Raw genomic sequence first — 18,593 nt, forward strand, 5'->3', positions numbered from 1 at the left:
GTGGGGGCCGGGGTGGTCACCAAGATCCTGGAGTGATCCCTGGGGGGAGGTGCGCCTTCCCCCTTTGAGGTGAGGCATGGCCAGCGAGGTTCGCATCAAGCTCCTTTTGGAGTGCACCGAGTGCAAGCGCCGCAACTACGCCACCGAGAAGAACAAGCGCAACACCACCGCTAAGCTGGAGCTCAAGAAGTACTGCCCCTGGTGCGATAAGCACACCCCGCACAAGGAAGTGAAGGTCTGATGTTGGCCCGCATCGTTCGCTACTTCCAGGAGGCCCGGGCGGAGCTCGCCCGGGTCACCTGGCCCGCGCGGGAGCAGGTGGTGGAGGGGACCCAAGCCATCCTGGTCTTCACCCTGGTGGCCATGGTGATTCTTGGCCTCTACGACACGGTCTTCCGCTTCCTAGTAGGGCTTTTGCGATGAGCATCGAATGGTACGCGGTCCACACCTACGTGGGGCAGGAGGAGAAGGCCAAGGCCAACCTGGAGAAGCGGATCAAGGCCTTTGGCATGGAAGACCGCATCTTCCAGGTTCTGATCCCCACGGAGGACGTGGTGGAACTTCGCGAGGGGGGCAAGAAGGAGGTCGTCAAGAAGAAGCTCTTCCCCGGCTACCTCTTTGTGCAGATGGACCTGGGGGACGAGGAGGAGCCCAACGAGGCCTGGGAGGTGGTACGGGGCACCCCGGGCATCACCGGCTTCGTGGGGGCGGGGCACAGGCCCGTCCCCCTCTCCCCCGACGAGGTCCGGCACATCCTGGAGGTGTCCGGCCTCCTGGGGAAGCGGGAGGCTCCCAAGGCCCAGGTGGCCTTCCGGGAAGGCGACCAGGTCCGGGTGGTTTCCGGCCCCTTCGCGGACTTCACCGGCACCGTGACCGAGATCAACCCGGAAAAGGGCAAGGTCAAGGTCATGGTCACCATCTTCGGGCGCGAGACCCCGGTGGAGCTGGACTTCTCCCAGGTGGTCAAGGCCTAAAAGGCGTCTGCACCCCCAACTTGGGGGGAGCCTAGGAGGAAAAATGAAGAAGGTCGTCGCCGTAGTCAAGCTGCAGCTGCCCGCGGGCAAGGCCACGCCCGCGCCCCCGGTGGGCCCGGCTTTGGGCCAGCACGGGGCCAACATCATGGAGTTCGTGAAGGCCTTCAACGCGGCCACTGCGGGCATGGGGGACGCCATCGTCCCCGTGGAGATCACCATTTATGCGGACCGCTCCTTCACCTTCATCACCAAGACCCCACCCGCCAGCTACCTGATCCGCAAGGCGGCGGGGCTGGAGAAGGGGGCCCACAAGGCGGGGCGGGAGAAGGTGGGGCGGATCACCTGGCAGCAGGTGCTGGAGATCGCCCGGCAGAAGATGCCCGACCTGAACACCACCGACCTCGAGGCCGCCGCCCGCATGATCGCGGGCTCGGCCCGCTCCATGGGGGTGGAGGTGGTGGGCGCGCCGGAGGTGAAGGATGCCTAAGCCCGGCAAGCGCTACCGTGCCCTTCTGGAGAAGGTGGACCCGGCCAAGGTCTACACCATCGACGAGGCCGCCCGGCTCGTCAAGGAGCTGGCCACGGCCAAGTTCGACGAGACCGTGGAGGTCCACGCCAAGCTGGGCATCGACCCCCGCAAGTCCGACCAAAACGTGCGGGGTACCGTCTCCCTGCCCCACGGCCTGGGCAAGCAGGTGCGGGTCCTGGCCATCGCCAAGGGGGAGAAGATCAAGGAGGCCGAGGAGGCGGGGGCGGACTACGCGGGCGGCGAGGAGATCATCCAGAAGATCCTGGACGGCTGGATGGACTTTGACGCCGTGGTGGCCACCCCGGACGTGATGGGGGCGGTGGGCTCCAAGCTGGGCCGGATCCTGGGCCCCCGCGGCCTCCTCCCCAACCCCAAGGCCGGTACCGTGGGCTTCAACATCGGGGAGATCATCCGGGAGATCAAGGCGGGCCGCATCGAGTTCCGCAACGACAAGACCGGGGCCATCCACGCCCCCGTGGGCAAGGCGAGCTTCCCGGAGGAGAAGCTCGCCGAGAACATCCGGGCCTTCCTCCGGGCCCTCGAGGCCAGCCGGCCTGAGGCGGCCAAGGGCACCTTCCTGCGCTCCGTCTACGTGACCAGCACCATGGGGCCCAGCATCCGCATCAACCCCCACTCCTAGAGGTTTGGGGCCTAATGGGCCAGGGGCGGCTTGACCCCTGGCCCTTTTCCCTCTAAACTCTCCTATGGCACCCCGGGCGCCCTTGCGCCCAGGCCATAGACAGCGGGGGGCCAGGGGCCTTAAACATCCCGCCGAGGCGCTTGAGGGGGAGCGTTTCGCCAAAAGCCCAGAAAAGTCGGCTGGGGTTCCCCTGCCCCAAGAGGGAGGAAGGCGTGCCGAGCAGACGCAACGTGGAGCTTCTCGCCGCCCTCAAGGAAAACCTTGCTAGGGCCCAGGGTTCCTTCTTCCTGGTGAACTACCAGGGGCTTTCCGCCAAGGAGACCCACGCCCTGCGCCAGGCCTTGAAGGAGAAGGGGGCCCGGCTCTTCGTGGCCAAGAACACCCTGATCCGCATCGCCCTCAAGGAGCTTGGCCTGCCCGAGCTGGACGGCCTCCAGGGCCCAAGCGCCGTGGTCTTCTACGGGGACCCGGTGGCGGCGGCCAAGGCCCTTGCGGAGTTCGCCAAGAAGAACCCCAAGGGGATCCCTGAGGCCAAGGGGGGGCTCCTGCAGGGCCAGCCCCTTGCGGCCAAGGACGTGGCCGCCCTGGCAGAGCTCCCCACCATGGACGAACTCAGGGCGGAGCTTTTGGGCGTCTTGCAGGCGCCCATGGCGGAACTCGTGGGGGTCCTGGGCGGCGTGGCCCGCGAGCTGGTAGGCATCCTGGAAGCGTACGCGGAGAAGAAGGCGGCGTAGGAGGTGGAGGATGGCTTTGGACATCGAGCGCATCAAGGAAGAGCTCTCTCAGGCTACGGTTCTAGAACTCAAGCAGCTCATCGACGTCCTCAAGGAGACCTGGGGCGTGACCGCGGCGGCCCCTGTGGCCGTGGCCGCAGCCCCCGCGGCGGCGGCCCCGGCCGCCCCCGTGGAGGAGAAGACCGAGTTCGACGTGGTCCTCAAGGAGGCGGGGGCCAAGAAGCTGGAGGTCATCAAGGAGCTCCGCGCCATCACCGGCTTGGGCCTCAAGGAGGCCAAGGACCTGGCGGAGAAGGGCGGCCCCATCAAGGAGGGCATCCCCAAGGCCGAGGCCGAGGAGATCAAGAAGAAGCTGGAGGCCGTGGGCGCGGTGGTGGAGCTCAAGTAACCCTCCGCTTCCACGGGGTGCCCCCCAGGCCCTTTGGGTCTGGGGTTTTTGCGTGGGAAACCACGGGAAGCCTTCGGGATTGGGGATAGCATGGAAGCCATGGCGGAACTTCCCCGGGTGGTGGTGGGCTTGACGGGGGCGAGCGGCATGCCCTACGCCCTGGACCTTTTGCAAACCCTACAAGGGCTTGCCGAGGTGCACCTCGTCCTCTCCCAGGGGGCCAAGCGGGTCCTCTGGGAGGAGATGGGCTTAAGCCCCAAGGACCTCCACCCCCTGGCGGGCCGGGTCTACAAGGACAGCGACCTGGGCGCCCCCATCGCCTCGGGCTCCTTCCCCACCCGGGGGATGGTGGTGGTGCCCTGCTCGGCCACCACTTTGGGCAAGGTGGCCTTAGGCCTGGCGGACACCCTCCTCACCCGGGCGGCCTACGTGCACCTGAAGGAACGGCGCCCCCTGATCCTGGTGCCCCGGGAAACCCCCCTGCCCCTGCCCACCTTGAGGGCCATGGTGGCGGTGGCCGAGGCGGGGGCGGTGGTTCTGCCCGCAAGCCCTGGCTTCTACCACCGGCCCAGGGAGATCCGGGACCTTTTGGGCTTCATCACCCAGCGCATCCTGGACCACCTGGGCCTCGAGGCCAAGCGGGCCCCCCGCTGGGGGGAGGGGTAATACCAATCCCCTGCGGGGGCCCTGGTGAGCGGGGGGCCGAATCCCTTAGGGGAAAAGGGGCGCAAACGGTTCGGCGGGGAACGGTGCCGTACCGCCTAGGCCCCCTGTGTGCGGGAAGGGCCGGTGGAAGGAGTATGACGCTTTTTTGCCCCCGTGCGGTGATACGATGGGAGCGATGACCCTGACCCAGGAGCAGAGGCTGATCTTGGACACGGTGCGCAAGCTGGCCAAGGAGGTCCTCTACCCCCTGGCCCCGGAGTACGACCGGGAGGGCAGGTACCCCTGGCCCCAGCTCAGGGCCCTGGCGGAGCTGGGCTTTTTGGGCATGACCACCCCCGAGGAATGGGGAGGGGCGGGCCTGGACTCCGTCACCTGGGCTTTGGCCCTGGAGGAGATCGCCGCCGCCGACCCCAGCGTGGCGGTGATCGTTTCCGTGACCAGCGGGCTTCCCCAGTACATGCTCCTGCGCTTTGGCACGGAGGCGCAGCGGCGGAAGTACCTCCTTCCCCTGGCCCGAGGGGAGTGGATCGGGGCCTTCTGCCTCACCGAGCCCCAGGCGGGCTCGGACCCGGCCTCCTTGCGCGCGGAGGCCCGGCGGGTGCCCGGGGGTTTCCTGCTGAACGGCGTAAAAAGCTGGATCACCTCCGCGGGCCAGGCCCAGCTTTACGTGGTCATGGCTCGCACGGAAGCGGGCATCAGCGCCTTCCTGGTGGAAAAGGACACCCCGGGCCTTTCCTTCGGTCCCCCGGAGGAGAAGATGGGCCTCCACGCCGCCCACACCGCGGAGGTGCGCCTGGAGGAGGTCTTCGTCCCCGAGGAGAACCTCCTGGGGGCGGAGGGGCGGGGCCTGGCCTACGCCCTGGCGGGCCTGGACTCGGGGCGCGTTGGGGTGGCGGCCCAGGCGGTGGGCATCGCCCGGGGGGCCTTTGAGATCGCCAGGGCCTACGCGGACGAGAGGGAGCAGTTCGGGAAGAAGCTCCGCGAGCACCAGGCCATCGCCTTCAAGATCGCGGACATGCACGTGGGGATCGCCGCCGCCCGGGCCCTGGTCCTCGAGGCCGCCAGGAAAAAGGATTCCGGGGAGCGGTTCACCCTCGAGGCCAGCGCCGCCAAGCTCTTCGCGAGCGGGGTGGCGGTGGAGGTGACCCGGGAGGCGGTGCAGGTGCTGGGGGGGTATGGCTACCACCGGGACTACCGGGTGGAGCGCTACTACCGTGACGCCAAGGTGACGGAGATCTACGAGGGCACCTCGGAGATCCAGCGCCACATCATCGCCCGGGAGCTTTACCGGTAGCTTTGGGGCCTTTCCTTTCTCATTGCCCCGGCTTAGGGTGGATGAGGTATGCTCCGCCACCTCCTCGCCCTCTCCCGTCCCCTCTACTGGCTCTACGAAAAGCGCCTCCTAAAGGAGGTGAAGGGCGGTCCCATGCCCAAGCATCTGGGCCTCATCCTGGACGGGAACCGCCGCTACGCCAGGGCCTTGGGCCTTTCGCCTGCCAAGGGGCACGAGTTCGGGGTGCACAAGGCCTACGAGGTGCTGGAGTGGTGCCTGGAGCTGGGCATCCGCACGGTCACGGTCTGGGTTTTCTCCACCGACAACTTCAAGCGCCCCCCCGAGGAGGTGGAGACCCTCATGGGCCTCTTCGTGCGGGAGGCAGAAAGGATGGCGGAGGACCACCGCATCCTGGAGCACCAGGTGCGGGTGCGCTTCATCGGAAGGCGGGAGGGGTTTTCCGAGGAGGTGCTTAAGGCCCTCGCCCGCTTAGAGGAAAGGACCCGTCCGCACCGGGGGATGATCCTCAACGTGGCCATGGGCTACGGGGGGCGAGAGGAGATCGTGGATGCGGTGAAGAGGCTTCTCTTGGAGGCGGAGGAAAGGGGCCTTTCCCCCAGGGACCTTGCGGAAGGGCTTACCCCCGAGGACATCGCCCGCCACCTCTACACTGCGGGTCTTCCCGACCCCGACTTCATCATCCGCACCTCGGGGGAGATTAGGCTTTCCGGCTTCCTCCTCTGGCAGTCCGCCTACTCGGAGTTCTATTTTGCCGACGTGCTCTGGCCGGAGTTCCGCAAGATCGACTTCCTGCGGGCCCTCCGTAGCTACCAGGCCCGGGAGCGCCGCTTCGGGCGTTGACAAAATGCGCCCCTTCGTATACCCTTACGGACAAGATGCCGGCCCTTGCGAAAAAACTCGGCCGCCGGGGGGTAGGGTAGCCCCAGAGGGTTCCTCATCCCCCGGCCCGGGTTCGGGCCGGTTTTCTTTTTGGGGAGGGGCGCATGCGGGAATGGAAGATCATCGATTCCACCTTAAGGGAAGGGGAGCAGTTCGAGCGGGCCAACTTTTCCACCCAGGACAAGATCGAGATCGCCAAGGCCCTGGACGCTTTCGGCGTGGAGTACATCGAGGTGACCACCCCCATGGCCTCCCCCCAGTCCCGCAAGGACGCGGAGGTGCTGGCCTCCTTGGGCCTCAGGGCCAAGGTGGTGACCCACATCCAGACCCGCCTGGACGCGGCCCAGGTGGCCCTGGAGACCGGGGTCCAGGGCATCGACCTCCTCTTCGGCACCAGCAAGTACCTCAGGGCGGCCCATGGGCGGGACATCCCCCGGATCATCGAGGAGGCCCGGGAGGTCATCCAGTTTATCCGCGAGAAGGCCCCCCACGTGGAGGTGCGCTTCTCCGCCGAGGACACCTTCCGCTCCGAAGAGCACGACCTCCTGGAGATTTACGGGGCCATCGCCCCGTATGTGGACCGGGTGGGCCTGGCGGACACCGTGGGCATCGCCACTCCCAGGCAGGTCTACGCCCTGGTGCGGGAGGTAAGGCGGGTAGTGGGGCCCCATGTGGACATCGAGTTCCACGGCCACAACGACACGGGCTGCGCCATCGCCAACGCCTTTGAGGCCATCGAGGCGGGGGCCACCCACGTGGACACCAGCGTCCTGGGGATCGGGGAGCGAAACGGGATCACCCCTTTGGGGGGCTTCCTGGCCCGCATGTACACCCTGCAGCCCGAGTACCTGCGCAGCAAGTACCGCTTGGAGATGCTCCCCGAGCTGGACCGGATGGTGGCCAAGATGGTAGGGATCGAGATTCCCTTCAACAACTACATCACCGGGGAGACGGCCTTCAGCCACAAGGCGGGGATGCACCTCAAGGCCATCTACCTCAACCCCGAGTCCTACGAGCCCTACCCCCCGGAGGTCTTCGGGGTGGGGCGCAAGCTCATCATCGCCTCCAAGCTCACCGGGCGGCACGCCATAAGGGCGCGGGCGGAGGAGCTCGGCCTCCACTACGGGGAGGAGGAACTCCACCGCATCACCCAGCACATCAAGGCCTTGGCGGATAGAGGCCAGCTCACCCTCGAGGAGCTGGACCGGATCCTCAGGGAGTGGATCACGGCATGAGGCTAGAGGTTCTGGAACTCCTCTTCGCTGATGCCGGCTTGCTTCAGGATTTTGCGGAAAGTGCCCTTGGGAAGCTCCCCGCTGTGAAAGGGCACCACCACGATCCGGCCATCGGGGTGGGTGTAGAGGCGGTGACCGCCTTTGGCCATGCGTTCCGTGAAACCCAGGCGCTGGAGCTTTCGGGCCACCTCTTCCGGCCTAGGCGGCATCCACCCTCACCCCCACGGCCCGGACGTCCGGAGGCCAGGGACGGCCGGTTTCCCGCAGATGGGCGAGGACAAGTTCTAAAGCTTCTTTGGCATGGGCCAGGGCTTCCTCAGGGCTTTGCCCGAAGGAGTGGGCCTCGGGGATGGCGGGGAACTCCGCGATCCAGGTGCCCGGGGTTTCGGGGTCCTCATACACCAGGGCGGTGTAGGTCATACCCCCATTATAGGAGGCAAGAATGGGCCTGACTTTGGCGGAAAAGATCCTCTCCCATAAGGCGGGCAGGGAGGCGCGGGCGGAGGAGCTCGTGGTGGTGGAGGTGGACCAGGTGATGGTGGTGGACTCCATCGCCGGGAGCTTCTTCCGGCGCCTGGAGTACCTGGAGGCCACCCCCCGCTACCCGGAAAGAGTTTCCATCGTCATCGACCACGTGGCCCCGGCGGCGAACCTGGAGGTGGCCAAGGCGCAGAAGGAGATCCGGGAGTGGGGGCATAAGCACGGCATCCGGGTCTTTGACGTGGGAAGAGGGGTCTGCCACCAGGTGCTCATCGAGGAGGGCCTGGCCCAGCCAGGCTGGATCGTGGTGGGCTCGGACTCCCACTCCACCACCTACGGAGCGGTGGGGGCCTTCGGCACGGGGATGGGGGCCACGGACATCGCCTTGGCGGCCGCATCGGGGCGCACCTGGCTGAGGGTGCCGGAAAGCGTCAAGGTGGCCTTCCGGGGGAGGCTTCCCCAAGGGGTCACCGCCAAGGACGCCGCCCTCGAGATGGTGCGCCTCCTCACCGCGGAAGGGGCCACCTACATGGCGGTGGAGATCCACCTTACCGAGGGGGCCGAGGCCCTGGGCCGGGGGGAGCGCATGACCCTGGCCAACCTCACGGTGGAGGCGGGGGCCAAGGCGGGGCTGGTGGTGCCCTCGGGGGAGATCCTGGACCTCTACCGGGTGCCCGAATGGCTCTACCCCGACCCCGACGCCCGGTACGTGCGGGAGGTGGAGATCGACCTCTCCCGCCTCACCCCCCGGGTTTCCGTGCCCTTTTACGTGGACAACGTCCACGAGGTGGCCGAGGTCTGGGGCAAGCGGGTGGACCAGGTCTTCATCGGCACCTGCACCAACGGGAGGCTCGAGGACCTGAGGGCCGCCGCCGAGGTGCTCAAGGGGCGGAAGGTGGCCCCGGGGGTGCGCCTCCTCGTCATCCCCGCAAGCTCCCAGGTGTTGGAGGAGGCCGCCCGGGACGGCACCCTCCTCACCCTCTTGGAGGCCGGGGCCACCATCGGCACCCCGGGGTGCGGCCCCTGCATGGGGCGGCACATGGGGGTCCTGGCTCCGGGGGAGGTGTGCGTGTCCACCAGTAACCGCAACTTCCGGGGGCGCATGGGGGCTCCCGAGGCCGAGATCTACCTGGCCAGCCCCCGGGTGGCCGCGGCCAGCGCGGTGGCGGGGTACCTCACCACCCCGGAGGAACTGGAGGGAAGCCATGCCTAGGGTCTGGAAGTTTGGCGACCATATCAACACCGACGACATCCTTCCCGGCAAGTACGCTCCTTTCATGGTGGGGGAGGACCGGTTCCACACCTTCGCCTTCGCCCACCTGCGGCCTGGGTTCGCCCAGGAGGTGAAGCCCGGGGACATCCTGGTCTTCGGAAGGAACGCGGGGCTTGGCAGTAGCCGGGAGTACGCCCCCGAGGCCCTGAAGCGCCTGGGCATCCGGGCGGTCATCGCCAAGAGCTACGCCCGCATCTTTTTCCGCAACCTGGTGAACCTGGGGATCGTGCCCTTTGAGTCGGAGGAGGTGGTGGATGCGCTAGAGGAGGGCGACGAGGTGGAGCTGGACGTGGAAACGGGGGTGCTGCGCAGGGGGGAGGAGCGCTTCCTCCTTCGCCCCCCACCCCCCTTCCTCCTGGAGGCGCTGAAGGAGGGTTCCCTCCTGGACTACTACAAAAAGCACGGGCGCTTCCCGGGGGAGTAGACTGGGCTCATGGAGGACCTGGAGATCACCTGCCCGGTGTGCGGCGAGGCCAGCCTGGTGCTGGCCGAGGACCTGGAGACCCTGGAGCTGGGGGATGTGCTGGAGTGCGAGGCCTGCGGGGCCTTCCTGGAGGTGGTCTCCCTGGACCCTCTGGAGGTGGAGGTGACGGAGGAGGGCCTGGAGGGCTTCTTCGTGGACTGCCCCCGTTGCGGGTACACCTTTGAGGTCTCCGAGGAGGATCAGGGCCAAGAGGTAGAGTGCCCGGAGTGCGGCTTTCGCTTCGTTCCCGACTGGAGCGAGGTGGAGGAGGAGGACGAGGAATGGTAGCCACTTGCCCGGAGTGCGGTGCGGAGCTTGCGCTGGAGAACCCGGAGCTGGGTGAGCTTGTGGTCTGCGAGGACTGCGGCGCGGAGCTGGAGGTGGTGGGGCTCAGCCCCTTGCGCCTGGAGGCGGCCCCGGAGGAAGCCGAGGACTGGGGCGAGTGAGCCCGGGCGGGGCTCCCTGAGGAGCTTTTCCCCGACCGGGCCCGCGCCCGGTCGGGGCGCCTAAAAGGGAGAGGCGCCATGCTGGCCATCCTTTACGACCGCATCCGCCCCGACGAGAGGATGCTCTTCGAAAGGGCCGAGGCCCTGGGCATCCCCTACAAGAAGATCTACGCCCCCGCCCTCCCCATGGTCCTGGGGGAGAGGCCCGAGGAGCTAGCGGGGGTCACGGTGGCCCTGGAGCGCTGCGTGAGCCAGACCCGGGGCCTGGCGGTGGCCCGCTACCTCACCGCCTTGGGCATCCCCGTGGTGAACCGGCCCGAGGTCATCGAGGCTTGCGGGGACAAGTGGGCCACCAGCGTGGCCCTGGAGCGGGCCGGGCTTCCCCAGCCCAAGACCGCCCTCCTCACCGATGCGGAGGAGGCCCTGAGGCTCATGGAGGAATGGGGCTACCCTGTGGTCCTGAAGCCGGTGATCGGGAGCTGGGGGAGGCTTCTCGCCAAGATCACCGACCGGGAGGCGGCGGAGGCTATCCTGGAGCACAAGGAGGTCCTGGGGGGCTTCCAGCACCAGCTTCTCTACCTCCAGGAATACGTGAAGAAGCCCGGGCGGGACATAAGGGTCTTCGTGGTGGGGGACAGGGCCATCGCCGCCATCTACCGCAGGAGCCTGCACTGGATCACCAACACCGCCCGGGGGGGGCAGGCGGAAAACTGCCCCGTGACCCCGGAGATCGCCGAGCTTTCCGTGCGGGCGGCCCAGGCGGTGGGGGGTGGGGTGGTGGCCATCGACCTCTTCGAGTCCGAGCGGGGCCTTTTGGTGAACGAGGTGAACCACACCATGGAGTTCAAGAACTCCGTGCACACCACGGGGGTGGACATCCCCGGGGAGATCCTGCGCTACGCCTGGGAGGTGGCCCGTGGATAGGAAGACCCTCGCCATCGTGGGGGCCTCCGGCTATGCGGGGGGAGAGTTTTTGCGCCTGGTCCTTTCCCACCCCTATTTGGAGGTGAAGCAGGTGACCTCGAGGCGCTTCGCCGGGGAACCCGTGACCTTCGTCCACCCCAACCTGCGGGGGAGAACGAACCTGAAGTTCATCCCCCCCGAGCGGTTGGAGCCCGCGGACATCCTGGTCTTGGCCCTGCCCCACGGGGTCTTGGCCCGGGAGTTTGAGCGCTACGCCCAGCTGGCCCCCATCCTCATCGACCTCTCCGCGGACTTCCGCCTGAAGGACCCGGGGCTTTACCAGAAGTACTACGGGGAGCACCCGAGGCCCGAGCTCCTGGGCCGCTTCGTCTACGCCCTGCCCGAGCTCTACCGGGACCGCCTGCGGGAAGCGGACTGGATGGCGGGGGCGGGGTGCAACGCCACCGCCACGATCCTGGGGCTCTATCCCCTCCTTAAAGGAGGGGTGCTGAAACCCGGTCCCGTCTTCGTCACCCTCCTCATCTCCACCTCGGCGGCGGGGGCCGAGCCCAGCCCGGCCAGCCACCACCCCGAGCGGGCGGGCTCCCTCCGGGTCTACAAGCCCACGGGCCACCGCCACACCGCCGAGGTGGTGGAAAACCTCCCCGGGAGGCCCGAGGTCCACCTCACCGCCATCGCCACCGACCGGGTGCGGGGCATCCTCATGACCGCCCAGGCCTTTCTCCTGGACGGCTGGAGCGAGCGGGACGTGTGGCAGGCCTACCGGGAGGCCTATGGGGGTGAGCCTTTCATCCGCATCGTCAAGCAGAAAAAGGGCGTGCACCGCTACCCCGACCCCCGCTTTGTCCAGGGCACCAACTACGCGGATATCGGCTTCGAGCTGGAGGAGGACACCGGGCGCCTGGTGGTCATGGTGGCCATCGACAACCTGGTGAAGGGCACCGCCGGGCATGCCCTCCAGGCCCTCAACCTCCGCATGGGCTGGCCGGAAACCCTAGGGCTGGAGTTTTCCGGGCTCCACCCTTGAGGCCATCCCCCTGGGGCCAGGGCAGCAGAGGTGCTAGCATATGCGCCATGAAGCGGACCACCCTCTACTTGCCCGAGGAGCTGGATCTCCTCCTCTCCCAGCTGGCCCAGCGGGAGGGGCGGTCCAAGGCCGAACCGATCCGGGAAGCCCTGGAGCGCTTCGCCGAGGCCAGGAGGGAGGAGGTCCTTCCCTCGTGGGTGGGGGTGGGGGAGAGCGCGGACCCGGGCTACATCGACCGGGATGAGGAGGAGCTCCTTCCCTTGGCCGAGCGCCACCGGGTACGCCGGGCGCTGACCCTGGACCGCGGGCACTTTCTGCGCTTCCGGCCCAGGGGGTGGGAGTATCTGGAGGTATGGCCGTGATTGTGGTGAAGGTGGGAGGCGCCGAGGGCATCGACTACGAGGCCGTGGCCGAGGACGCCGCCTCCTTGTGGCGGGAAGGGGTGAGGCTGCTTCTGGTCCACGGGGGAAGCGCCCTCACCAACCGGGTGGCGGAGGCCCTGGGCCACCCGCCCCGCTTCCTCACCCACCCCGGGGGGCAGGTGAGCCGCCTCACCGACCCCAAGACCCTGGACATCTTCCTCATGGTCTACGCGGGCTTGGTCAACAAGCGGCTGGTGGAACGCCTGCAGCGGCGGGGGGTGAACGCCGTTGGGCTTACCGGGGTGGACGGAAGGCTTCTGGAAGGGCGCCGCAAGACCGCGGTGAAGTACGTGGAAGACGGCAAGGTGAAGATCCACCGCGGGGACTACACGGGCACCGCGGAGCGGGTGAACCGGGCCCTTCTGGACCTCCTTTTAGAGGCGGGCTACCTCCCCGTGATCACCCCTCCCGCCATCAGCTACGAGGGCGAGGCCATCAACACCGACGGGGACCAGGTGGCGGCCCTTTTGGCCACCACCTACCGGGCGGAGGCTTTGGTTTACCTCTCCAACGTGCCGGGTCTTCTGGCCCACTACCCCGACGAGGCCAGCCTGGTGCGGGAGATCCCTGTGGAAAAGGTGGAAAGCCCCGAGTACCTGGCCCTAGCCCAGGGGCGGATGAAGCGCAAGGTGATGGGGGCGGTGGCGGCGGTGCAGGGCGGGGTGAAGCGGGTGATTTTCGCCGACGCCCGGGTGGAAAACCCCATAAGGCGGGCCCTGGCCGGGGAGGGCACCGTGGTACGCTAGAATCATGGCGCGCTTCGCCCTGGTCCTCCACGCCCACCTCCCCTACGTGCGGGCCCACGGGGCCTGGCCCTTTGGGGAGGAAACCCTGTACGAGGCCATGGCCGAGACCTACCTGCCCCTCCTTCGGGCTTTGGAAAGGCTCCATCAGGAGGGGGTGGAGGCCCGCTTCACCCTGGGGATTACCCCCATCCTGGCGGAGCAGCTGGCGGACGCCCGCATCAGGGAGGGCTTCCGCGCTTACGCGGAGGACCGCCTGGGGCGGGCCCAGGGCGACTACCTGCGCTATGCGGGCACGGAGCTGGAAAGGAGCGCCCGCCACCAGGTGGCCTTCTGGGAGCTCACCCTGGACCACTTCCACCACCTGGGGGGCGACCTCCTCCAGGCCTTCCGCCGGGCCCAGGAGCGGGGGCAGGTGGAGCTCCTCACCAGTAGCGCCACCCACGGCTACTCCCCCCTCCTGGGCTACGAGGAGGCCCTTTGGGCCCAGATCAAGACCGGTGTGGCCGCCTACCGCCGCCACTTCGCCCAGGACCCCACGGGCTACTGGCTTCCGGAGATGGCCTACCGGCCGAGGGGCCCCTGGAAGCCCCCGGTGGAGGGGGTGCCGGAGGGGCTCAGGCCGGGGGTGGACGAGCTCCTCATGCGGGCCGGGATCCGCTACACCTTCGTGGACGCCCACCTGGTCCAGGGGGGGAGGGCGCTTTCCCCTTACGGGGAGGCTTCCTTGCAGGTGGAAAGCGCTGAGGCCACCTACTACGTTCACGAGCTGGAGTCGGGCCTTCGGGTGCTGGCCCGCAACCAGGAAACCGCCCTCCAGGTATGGAGTGCCGACCATGGCTACCCCGGGGAGGGGCTTTACCGGGAGTTCCACCGCAAGGACCCCCTCTCTGGCCTCCACCACTGGCGGGTGACCCACCGGCAGGCGGACCTGGCCCACAAGGCCCCCTACGACCCCGAGGCGGCCTTCGCCAAGGTGCGGGAGCACGCCGCCCACTTTGTGGGCTTGGTGGAGCGCCTCTCCCGGGAGCACCCGGATGGGGTCATCCTCGCCCCCTACGACGCCGAGCTTTTCGGCCACTGGTGGTACGAGGGGGTGGCCTGGCTGGAGGCGGTGCTGCGCCTCCTCGCCCGCGCGGAGGGGGTAAGGGCGGTGACCGCCAAGGAGGCGGCGCAGGGGAAGGCGGTGCGCGCCGCTCTGCCTGAGGGCTCCTGGGGCCGGGGGGGGGACCACCGGGTCTGGCTCAACGAGGGGACCCTGGACTACTGGCGCCTGGTTTACCGGGCGGAGGGGGCCATGCGGGAGGCGGTGCGCCGGGGGAACGTTCCTCACCGGGTGCTGCAGCAGGCCATGCGGGAGCTTCTCCTCCTGGAAGCTTCCGACTGGCCCTTCCTCATCGATACCGGCCAGGCGGTGGCGTACGCCGAGGAGCGCTACCGGGGACATGCCGAGGCCTTCTTCCGCCTCCTCCAGGGGGTTTCCCCGGAGGAGCTCAAGGCCTTGGAGGAGCAGGACAACCCCTTCCCGGAGGCCGACCCCAAGCTTTACCTGGAGCCCGGTCTGGTCCTTTCCTGAGGCGTAGGATAGGTCCGTGGTCCGGCACGCCATACTGCAGTTCCGCCCCGAGAAGGCCAGGCTGAAGGAGAACCTGGCCCGCCTCGAGGGCCACCTGAAGGCCCTCCGCCCCCACGCCCCCGAGGTGGTGGTCCTGCCCGAGGCCGCCCTCACCGGCTACTTCCTGCAAGGGGGGGTAAGGGAGCTTTCCCTGACCCGCCACGAGCTTCTGGAACTCCTTTCCGGGGTGCACCGGGCCGTGGGGTGGGAGGGGCTTTTGGACGTGGTGGTGGGCTTCTATGAGCGGGACGAGGGGGCCTATTACAACAGCGCCGCCTACCTGGAGCTCCCCCACCGCGTGGTCCACGTGCACCGCAAGGTCTTCCTGCCCACCTACGGGGTCTTCGACGAGGAGCGCTACCTGGCCCGGGGAAACCGGGCCATGGCCTTCCAGACCCGCTTCGGCCGGGCGGCCATCCTCATCTGCGAAGACTTCTGGCACTCCATCACCGCGGCCATCGCCGCCTTGGACGGGGCCGAGGTCCTCTACGTGCCCGCGGCCAGCCCGGCCCGGGGCTTTCATGGGGAGCGCCCGGAGAACGTGGAGCGCTGGCGCACCCTGGCCCGGGCGGTGGCGGCGGAGCACGGGGTGTACGTGGTGCTCGCCAGCCTGGTGGGGTTTGAGGGGGGGAAGGGGATGAGCGGGGGCAGCCTGGCGGCGGGGCCCGAAGGGCGGATCCTGGCCGAGGCTCCCCTCTTTGAGGAGGCGGCGCTGCTCTTCGCCCTGGACCGGGAACGCATCCCCCCTGTGCGTTACGATAGCCCCCTCCTTTCCGACCTGCAGGCCGCCTTGCCCCTCCTCTTTCGCGACCTGGAACGGGTGCTGCAAAAGGAGGGAAGATGACCGTTCTGGAAGCTCCCAAGGCCCAGGAGACCCTAGAGCTCCACTGGCCGCTGGTGGCCGACTTCCTCACCCGCTTCATACGGGAAGAGCTCGCCTGGCGGGGCTACGAAAAGGCCATCGTGGCCGTCTCGGGAGGGGTGGACTCCGCCACCACCTTAGCCCTGGCGGTGCGGGCCCTGGGGCCTAAAGGGGTCCACGCCCTCTTCCTGCCCCACCGGGAGAGTAGCCCCCTTTCCCGGGAGCACGCCCACCTGGTGGCGGAGGCCTTCGGGGTGGCCCTGGAGGAGGTGGACATCACCCCCATGGTGGAGGGCTACGCCGCCCAAACCCCGGACCTCACCCCCCACCGCAAGGGGAACCTCATGGCCCGGGCGCGGATGATGGTCCTCTTCGACAAGTCCCAGGCCTACGGGGCCTTGCCCTTGGGCACGGGCAACAAGACGGAACGGCTTTTCGGCTACTTCACCTGGCACGGGGACGACACCCCCCCGGTGAACCCCTTGGGGGACCTCTACAAGACCCAGGTCTGGGCCCTGGCCCGCTTTCTTGGGGTGCCCGAGGCGGTGGTGGCCAAGGCCCCCACCGCCGACCTCATCCCGGGCCAGACGGACGAGGCCGACCTGGGGGTGCGCTACCTCCGGGCCGACGTCATCCTGGAGCACTACCTGAAGGGCTACCCCGACGCCTACCTCCTGGGCCTCGGCTATACCGAGGGAGAAATCCGCCGGGTGAAGGACGGGGTGAACCGCACCCACTGGAAGCGGGCCCTGCCCACCGTGGCCCTCCTCTCCTCCACCGCCATCGGGGAGTTCTACCTCCGCCCCTTGGACTACCGGCCATGACGGACGCGGAACTCAAAGCCTACCTGGAAAGGGCGCGCACCATCGCCGTCCTCGGGGCCCACAAGGACCCTTCCCGTCCCGCCCACTACGTGCCCAGGTACCTCTTTGGGCAGGGCTACCGCATCCTGCCCGTGAACCCCCGCTTTAAGGGAGAGGTGCTTTTCGGGGCCAAGGTGCTGGGGAGCCTGGCCGAGGTGGGCGGGCCCGTGGACATCCTGGACGTCTTCCGCCCCCCGGAGGCCCTCATGGGCCACCTGGAGGAGGTTCTGGCCCTCCGCCCCGGGATGGTGTGGCTCCAGTCGGGGATCCGCCACCCTGCCTTTGAGGCGGCCTTGAGGGGGGCGGGCCTCCTCTTGGTGGCGGACCGCTGCCTCATGGTGGAACACCGGCGGCTCTTTTCCCTCTGACCGCGAAGGTCCTACTTCCCATGGAAGCCTGGCAGAAGGCCCTCCTCGCCTGGTACCGGGCGCAGGCCCGCCTCCTCCCCTGGCGGGGGGAGAAGGACCCCTACCGGGTCCTGGTTGCCGAGGTGTTGCTTCAGCAAACCCGGGTGGCGCAGGCCATCCCCTACTACCGCCGCTTCCTGGAGCGTTTTCCCACCCTAAAGGCCCTGCGGGGAGCGCCCTTGGAGGAGGTGCTGAAGGCCTGGCAGGGGGCGGGCTACTACCGCAGGGCGGCAAACCTCCACCGCCTGGCCCAGGAGGTGGAGGCCCTTCCTCGAAGCTATGCCGAACTCCTGAAGCTTCCCGGCCTTGGCCCCTACACCGCGGCGGCGGTGGCCTCCATCGCCTTCGGGGAACGGGTGGCGGCGGTGGACGGGAACGTGAGGCGGGTCCTCTCCCGGGTCTTTGCCCTGGAAAATCCTGCCCCCAAGGTCCTCTGGGAGCTGGCGCAGGGGCTTCTACCGGAGGCGGAGGACCCTGGGGCCTGGAACCAGGCCCTCATGGACCTGGGGGCCGAGGTCTGCCTGCCCCGGGGGCCCCGCTGCACTGCCTGCCCCCTGGAGGCCCTTTGCCGGGGCAAGGAGGCGCCGGAGCGCTTTCCCAGGCCCCGGAGGCGGCGCGTTCAGGAGGAAATCCTGGCGGCCCTGGTCCTCCTGGGGCGAAAAGGGGTTCATCTGGAGCGGCTTTCTGGCCGCTTCCAAGGGCTATACGGGGTACCGCTTTTCCCGCTAGCGGAGCTTCCCCAAAGGGCGGAGGCCTTTGGGGTGCGACCCCAGCCCGCCGGGGAGGTGCGCCACGCCGTCACCCATCGGCGCCTTAGGGTCCAGGTCTACCTGGCCCCCTGGGACGGGGAAGGGGAGGACCCCCGGGGGAGGCCCCTACCCAAGCTCATGGAGAAGGTGCTCCGCCAGGCGCAGGCCCTCCTGGCTCATGAGGGCGTAGTCCCCCTCCCGCACGCAAAGCCCCAGGGCGTAGAGCCCTTCTAGACGCAAGAGGCGGAAGGTGGCCGCCTCCCACTCCTCGGGGTGGAAGGCGCGGTAGCGCACCCGGTAGCCCGGGGTGGTGGGGGTTTCGGGCACCTCGCCCTCCCGCTCCAGGAAGCGGAAGCCCAGGGCCAGGAGGTGCTGGAAGAGGTCGGGGTAGCTGGCCTCGGAAAGCCTTCCCGCCTCCTCCTCCACCTCCCCAATGCGGAGCCTAGCCCCCAGGAAGCTCCCCACCGCCAGCACCACCCGCTCGGCCCGCACAGGGGGGCCTTCCCAGGTGCTTACCCCCACCACGCCATGGCCCTCCAGGAGCAGGCCCGTGGCCGTGGCCTGGAAAAGGTGCAGGTTCCTTTCGGCCTCCAGGAGGTACTTGGCCCGGGCGTGGAAGGCCCAAAGCCGCTCGTCCGCCGGGTCGTAGGCTCTTTCCAGGAGGCTTCCTTCCGGGAAAGGGGGCCTGGGGGGGAGAAAGGGCATCATCACCGAGTCCAGGCTCTGGGTGAGGAGGCCCACCCGCACCCCTTCCCGCGCCAGGCGGTAGGCGGCCTCGCTTCCCGCGAAGCCCGCCCCCACGATGAGGACCTGATACGCGCCCATAACGAAAAAAGGCCCCGAAGGGCCGTCTGGCGGGCCGTGAAGGACTCGAACCTCCAACCCCCGGTTTTGGAGACCGGTGCTCTGCCAGTTGAGCTAACGGCCCCCGCCTCCAGGGATTGTAGCACACCCTCGGGCGGAGGCCAAGAGCCTGTAAT

At 68.3% G+C, this 18,593-nt stretch carries 27 protein-coding genes and 1 tRNA gene; 24 read left to right on the forward strand and 4 right to left on the reverse strand.

Annotated features, from left to right (window positions below):
* Positions 1–76: 76 nt before the first annotated feature.
* The 11 genes from rpmG to lysS all read left to right on the forward strand — a co-directional run bounded on the left by rpmG (position 77) and on the right by lysS (position 7,339).
* Positions 77–241, forward strand: coding sequence for a 50S ribosomal protein L33 (gene rpmG, locus ETP66_RS10675; RefSeq protein ID WP_130842588.1), 165 nt, complete (start codon positions 77–79; stop codon positions 239–241).
* Entirely contained in the window at positions 241–423 is a 183-nt protein-coding gene (gene secE / locus ETP66_RS10680) for a preprotein translocase subunit SecE (RefSeq protein WP_130842589.1), read from the forward strand. Before rpmG ends, secE begins: the two co-directional genes overlap by 1 nt.
* Positions 420–974 (forward strand): transcription termination/antitermination protein NusG, encoded by a 555-nt coding sequence (gene nusG, locus ETP66_RS10685; protein WP_130842590.1) that lies wholly within the window; start codon positions 420–422, stop codon positions 972–974. The genes secE and nusG overlap by 4 nt, the downstream gene beginning before the upstream one ends.
* Before the next feature lie 43 nt (positions 975–1,017).
* The gene (gene rplK / locus ETP66_RS10690) at positions 1,018–1,461 is read left to right on the forward strand and encodes a 50S ribosomal protein L11 (protein ID WP_130842591.1); all 444 of its coding nucleotides are present in this window, start codon (positions 1,018–1,020) and stop codon (positions 1,459–1,461) included.
* Positions 1,454–2,143: a 50S ribosomal protein L1 gene (gene rplA, locus ETP66_RS10695; RefSeq protein WP_130842592.1), complete on the forward strand. Its 690-nt coding sequence runs from the start codon at positions 1,454–1,456 to the stop codon at positions 2,141–2,143. Before rplK ends, rplA begins: the two co-directional genes overlap by 8 nt.
* Before the next feature lie 212 nt (positions 2,144–2,355).
* On the forward strand, positions 2,356–2,877 hold the full coding sequence (gene rplJ, locus ETP66_RS10700) for a 50S ribosomal protein L10 (RefSeq protein ID WP_130842593.1): 522 nt from the start codon (positions 2,356–2,358) through the stop codon (positions 2,875–2,877).
* 10 nt (positions 2,878–2,887) lie between these two features.
* Positions 2,888–3,265 carry a 50S ribosomal protein L7/L12 gene (gene rplL, locus ETP66_RS10705; protein WP_130842594.1) on the forward strand — a complete coding sequence of 126 codons (378 nt, stop codon included), beginning with the start codon at positions 2,888–2,890 and terminating at the stop codon, positions 3,263–3,265.
* Between the two features lie 90 nt (positions 3,266–3,355).
* Positions 3,356–3,931, forward strand: coding sequence for a UbiX family flavin prenyltransferase (locus ETP66_RS10710; RefSeq protein ID WP_201738527.1), 576 nt, complete (start codon positions 3,356–3,358; stop codon positions 3,929–3,931).
* A 175-nt stretch (positions 3,932–4,106) separates the two neighbouring features.
* Positions 4,107–5,225, forward strand: a complete 1,119-nt coding sequence (locus ETP66_RS10715) for an acyl-CoA dehydrogenase family protein (RefSeq protein WP_130842596.1) — start codon at positions 4,107–4,109, stop codon at positions 5,223–5,225.
* A gap of 48 nt (positions 5,226–5,273) precedes the next feature.
* Complete coding sequence (locus tag ETP66_RS10720) at positions 5,274–6,065, forward strand: isoprenyl transferase (protein WP_130842597.1); 792 nt, start codon at positions 5,274–5,276, stop codon at positions 6,063–6,065.
* A 143-nt stretch (positions 6,066–6,208) separates the two neighbouring features.
* Positions 6,209–7,339 carry a homocitrate synthase gene (gene lysS / locus ETP66_RS10725; protein ID WP_130842598.1) on the forward strand — a complete coding sequence of 377 codons (1,131 nt, stop codon included), beginning with the start codon at positions 6,209–6,211 and terminating at the stop codon, positions 7,337–7,339.
* A 2-nt stretch (positions 7,340–7,341) separates the two neighbouring features.
* Here lysS and ETP66_RS10730 read toward each other — a convergent pair whose 3' ends face one another.
* Positions 7,342–7,548 (reverse strand): type II toxin-antitoxin system HicA family toxin, encoded by a 207-nt coding sequence (locus ETP66_RS10730; RefSeq protein ID WP_130842599.1) that lies wholly within the window; start codon positions 7,546–7,548, stop codon positions 7,342–7,344.
* On the reverse strand, positions 7,538–7,759 hold the full coding sequence (locus tag ETP66_RS10735; protein WP_130842600.1) for a type II toxin-antitoxin system HicB family antitoxin: 222 nt from the start codon (positions 7,757–7,759) through the stop codon (positions 7,538–7,540). The genes ETP66_RS10730 and ETP66_RS10735 overlap by 11 nt, the downstream gene beginning before the upstream one ends.
* A 22-nt stretch (positions 7,760–7,781) precedes the next feature.
* Here ETP66_RS10735 and ETP66_RS10740 point away from each other — a divergent pair, with 22 nt between their 5' ends.
* The 13 genes from ETP66_RS10740 to ETP66_RS10800 all read left to right on the forward strand — a co-directional run bounded on the left by ETP66_RS10740 (position 7,782) and on the right by ETP66_RS10800 (position 17,847).
* A complete protein-coding gene (locus ETP66_RS10740) occupies positions 7,782–9,032 on the forward strand; it encodes a 3-isopropylmalate dehydratase large subunit (RefSeq protein WP_130842601.1) in 1,251 nt (416 codons plus the stop codon).
* A complete protein-coding gene (locus ETP66_RS10745; RefSeq protein ID WP_130842602.1) occupies positions 9,025–9,516 on the forward strand; it encodes a LeuD/DmdB family oxidoreductase small subunit in 492 nt (163 codons plus the stop codon). The genes ETP66_RS10740 and ETP66_RS10745 overlap by 8 nt, the downstream gene beginning before the upstream one ends.
* Positions 9,517–9,525: 9 nt before the next feature.
* Positions 9,526–9,843: a paraquat-inducible protein A gene (locus tag ETP66_RS10750; RefSeq protein ID WP_130842603.1), complete on the forward strand. Its 318-nt coding sequence runs from the start codon at positions 9,526–9,528 to the stop codon at positions 9,841–9,843.
* A complete protein-coding gene (gene lysW, locus ETP66_RS10755) occupies positions 9,837–10,001 on the forward strand; it encodes a lysine biosynthesis protein LysW (protein ID WP_130842604.1) in 165 nt (54 codons plus the stop codon). Before ETP66_RS10750 ends, lysW begins: the two co-directional genes overlap by 7 nt.
* 78 nt (positions 10,002–10,079) lie before the next feature.
* Complete coding sequence (lysX, locus tag ETP66_RS10760) at positions 10,080–10,925, forward strand: lysine biosynthesis protein LysX (protein WP_130842605.1); 846 nt, start codon at positions 10,080–10,082, stop codon at positions 10,923–10,925.
* Complete coding sequence (argC, locus tag ETP66_RS10765) at positions 10,918–11,952, forward strand: N-acetyl-gamma-glutamyl-phosphate reductase (protein ID WP_130842606.1); 1,035 nt, start codon at positions 10,918–10,920, stop codon at positions 11,950–11,952. The genes lysX and argC overlap by 8 nt, the downstream gene beginning before the upstream one ends.
* 47 nt (positions 11,953–11,999) lie before the next feature.
* Positions 12,000–12,314, forward strand: coding sequence for a ribbon-helix-helix domain-containing protein (locus ETP66_RS10770; RefSeq protein WP_130842607.1), 315 nt, complete (start codon positions 12,000–12,002; stop codon positions 12,312–12,314).
* Positions 12,311–13,120 carry a [LysW]-aminoadipate kinase gene (locus tag ETP66_RS10775; RefSeq protein ID WP_130842614.1) on the forward strand — a complete coding sequence of 270 codons (810 nt, stop codon included), beginning with the start codon at positions 12,311–12,313 and terminating at the stop codon, positions 13,118–13,120. The genes ETP66_RS10770 and ETP66_RS10775 overlap by 4 nt, the downstream gene beginning before the upstream one ends.
* 4 nt (positions 13,121–13,124) lie before the next feature.
* Positions 13,125–14,693: a 1,4-alpha-glucan branching protein gene (locus ETP66_RS10780; protein ID WP_130842608.1), complete on the forward strand. Its 1,569-nt coding sequence runs from the start codon at positions 13,125–13,127 to the stop codon at positions 14,691–14,693.
* A gap of 16 nt (positions 14,694–14,709) precedes the next feature.
* Positions 14,710–15,576: a nitrilase-related carbon-nitrogen hydrolase gene (locus ETP66_RS10785; protein ID WP_130842609.1), complete on the forward strand. Its 867-nt coding sequence runs from the start codon at positions 14,710–14,712 to the stop codon at positions 15,574–15,576.
* Entirely contained in the window at positions 15,573–16,418 is an 846-nt protein-coding gene (locus ETP66_RS10790; protein ID WP_130842610.1) for an NAD+ synthase, read from the forward strand. Before ETP66_RS10785 ends, ETP66_RS10790 begins: the two co-directional genes overlap by 4 nt.
* A complete protein-coding gene (locus ETP66_RS10795) occupies positions 16,415–16,825 on the forward strand; it encodes a CoA-binding protein (RefSeq protein ID WP_130842611.1) in 411 nt (136 codons plus the stop codon). The genes ETP66_RS10790 and ETP66_RS10795 overlap by 4 nt, the downstream gene beginning before the upstream one ends.
* Positions 16,826–16,845: 20 nt before the next feature.
* Positions 16,846–17,847, forward strand: coding sequence for an A/G-specific adenine glycosylase (locus tag ETP66_RS10800; RefSeq protein ID WP_130842612.1), 1,002 nt, complete (start codon positions 16,846–16,848; stop codon positions 17,845–17,847).
* Here ETP66_RS10800 and ETP66_RS10805 read toward each other — a convergent pair.
* On the reverse strand, positions 17,740–18,438 hold the full coding sequence (locus ETP66_RS10805) for an FAD-dependent oxidoreductase (RefSeq protein ID WP_130842613.1): 699 nt from the start codon (positions 18,436–18,438) through the stop codon (positions 17,740–17,742). The genes ETP66_RS10800 and ETP66_RS10805 overlap by 108 nt on opposite strands.
* 27 nt (positions 18,439–18,465) lie before the next feature.
* A tRNA-Trp gene (locus ETP66_RS10810) sits at positions 18,466–18,541 on the reverse strand.
* Positions 18,542–18,593 lie beyond the last annotated feature (52 nt).

The sequence above is a fragment of the Thermus thermamylovorans genome, assembly GCF_004307015.1.
GTDB classification, from domain to species: domain Bacteria; phylum Deinococcota; class Deinococci; order Deinococcales; family Thermaceae; genus Thermus; species Thermus thermamylovorans.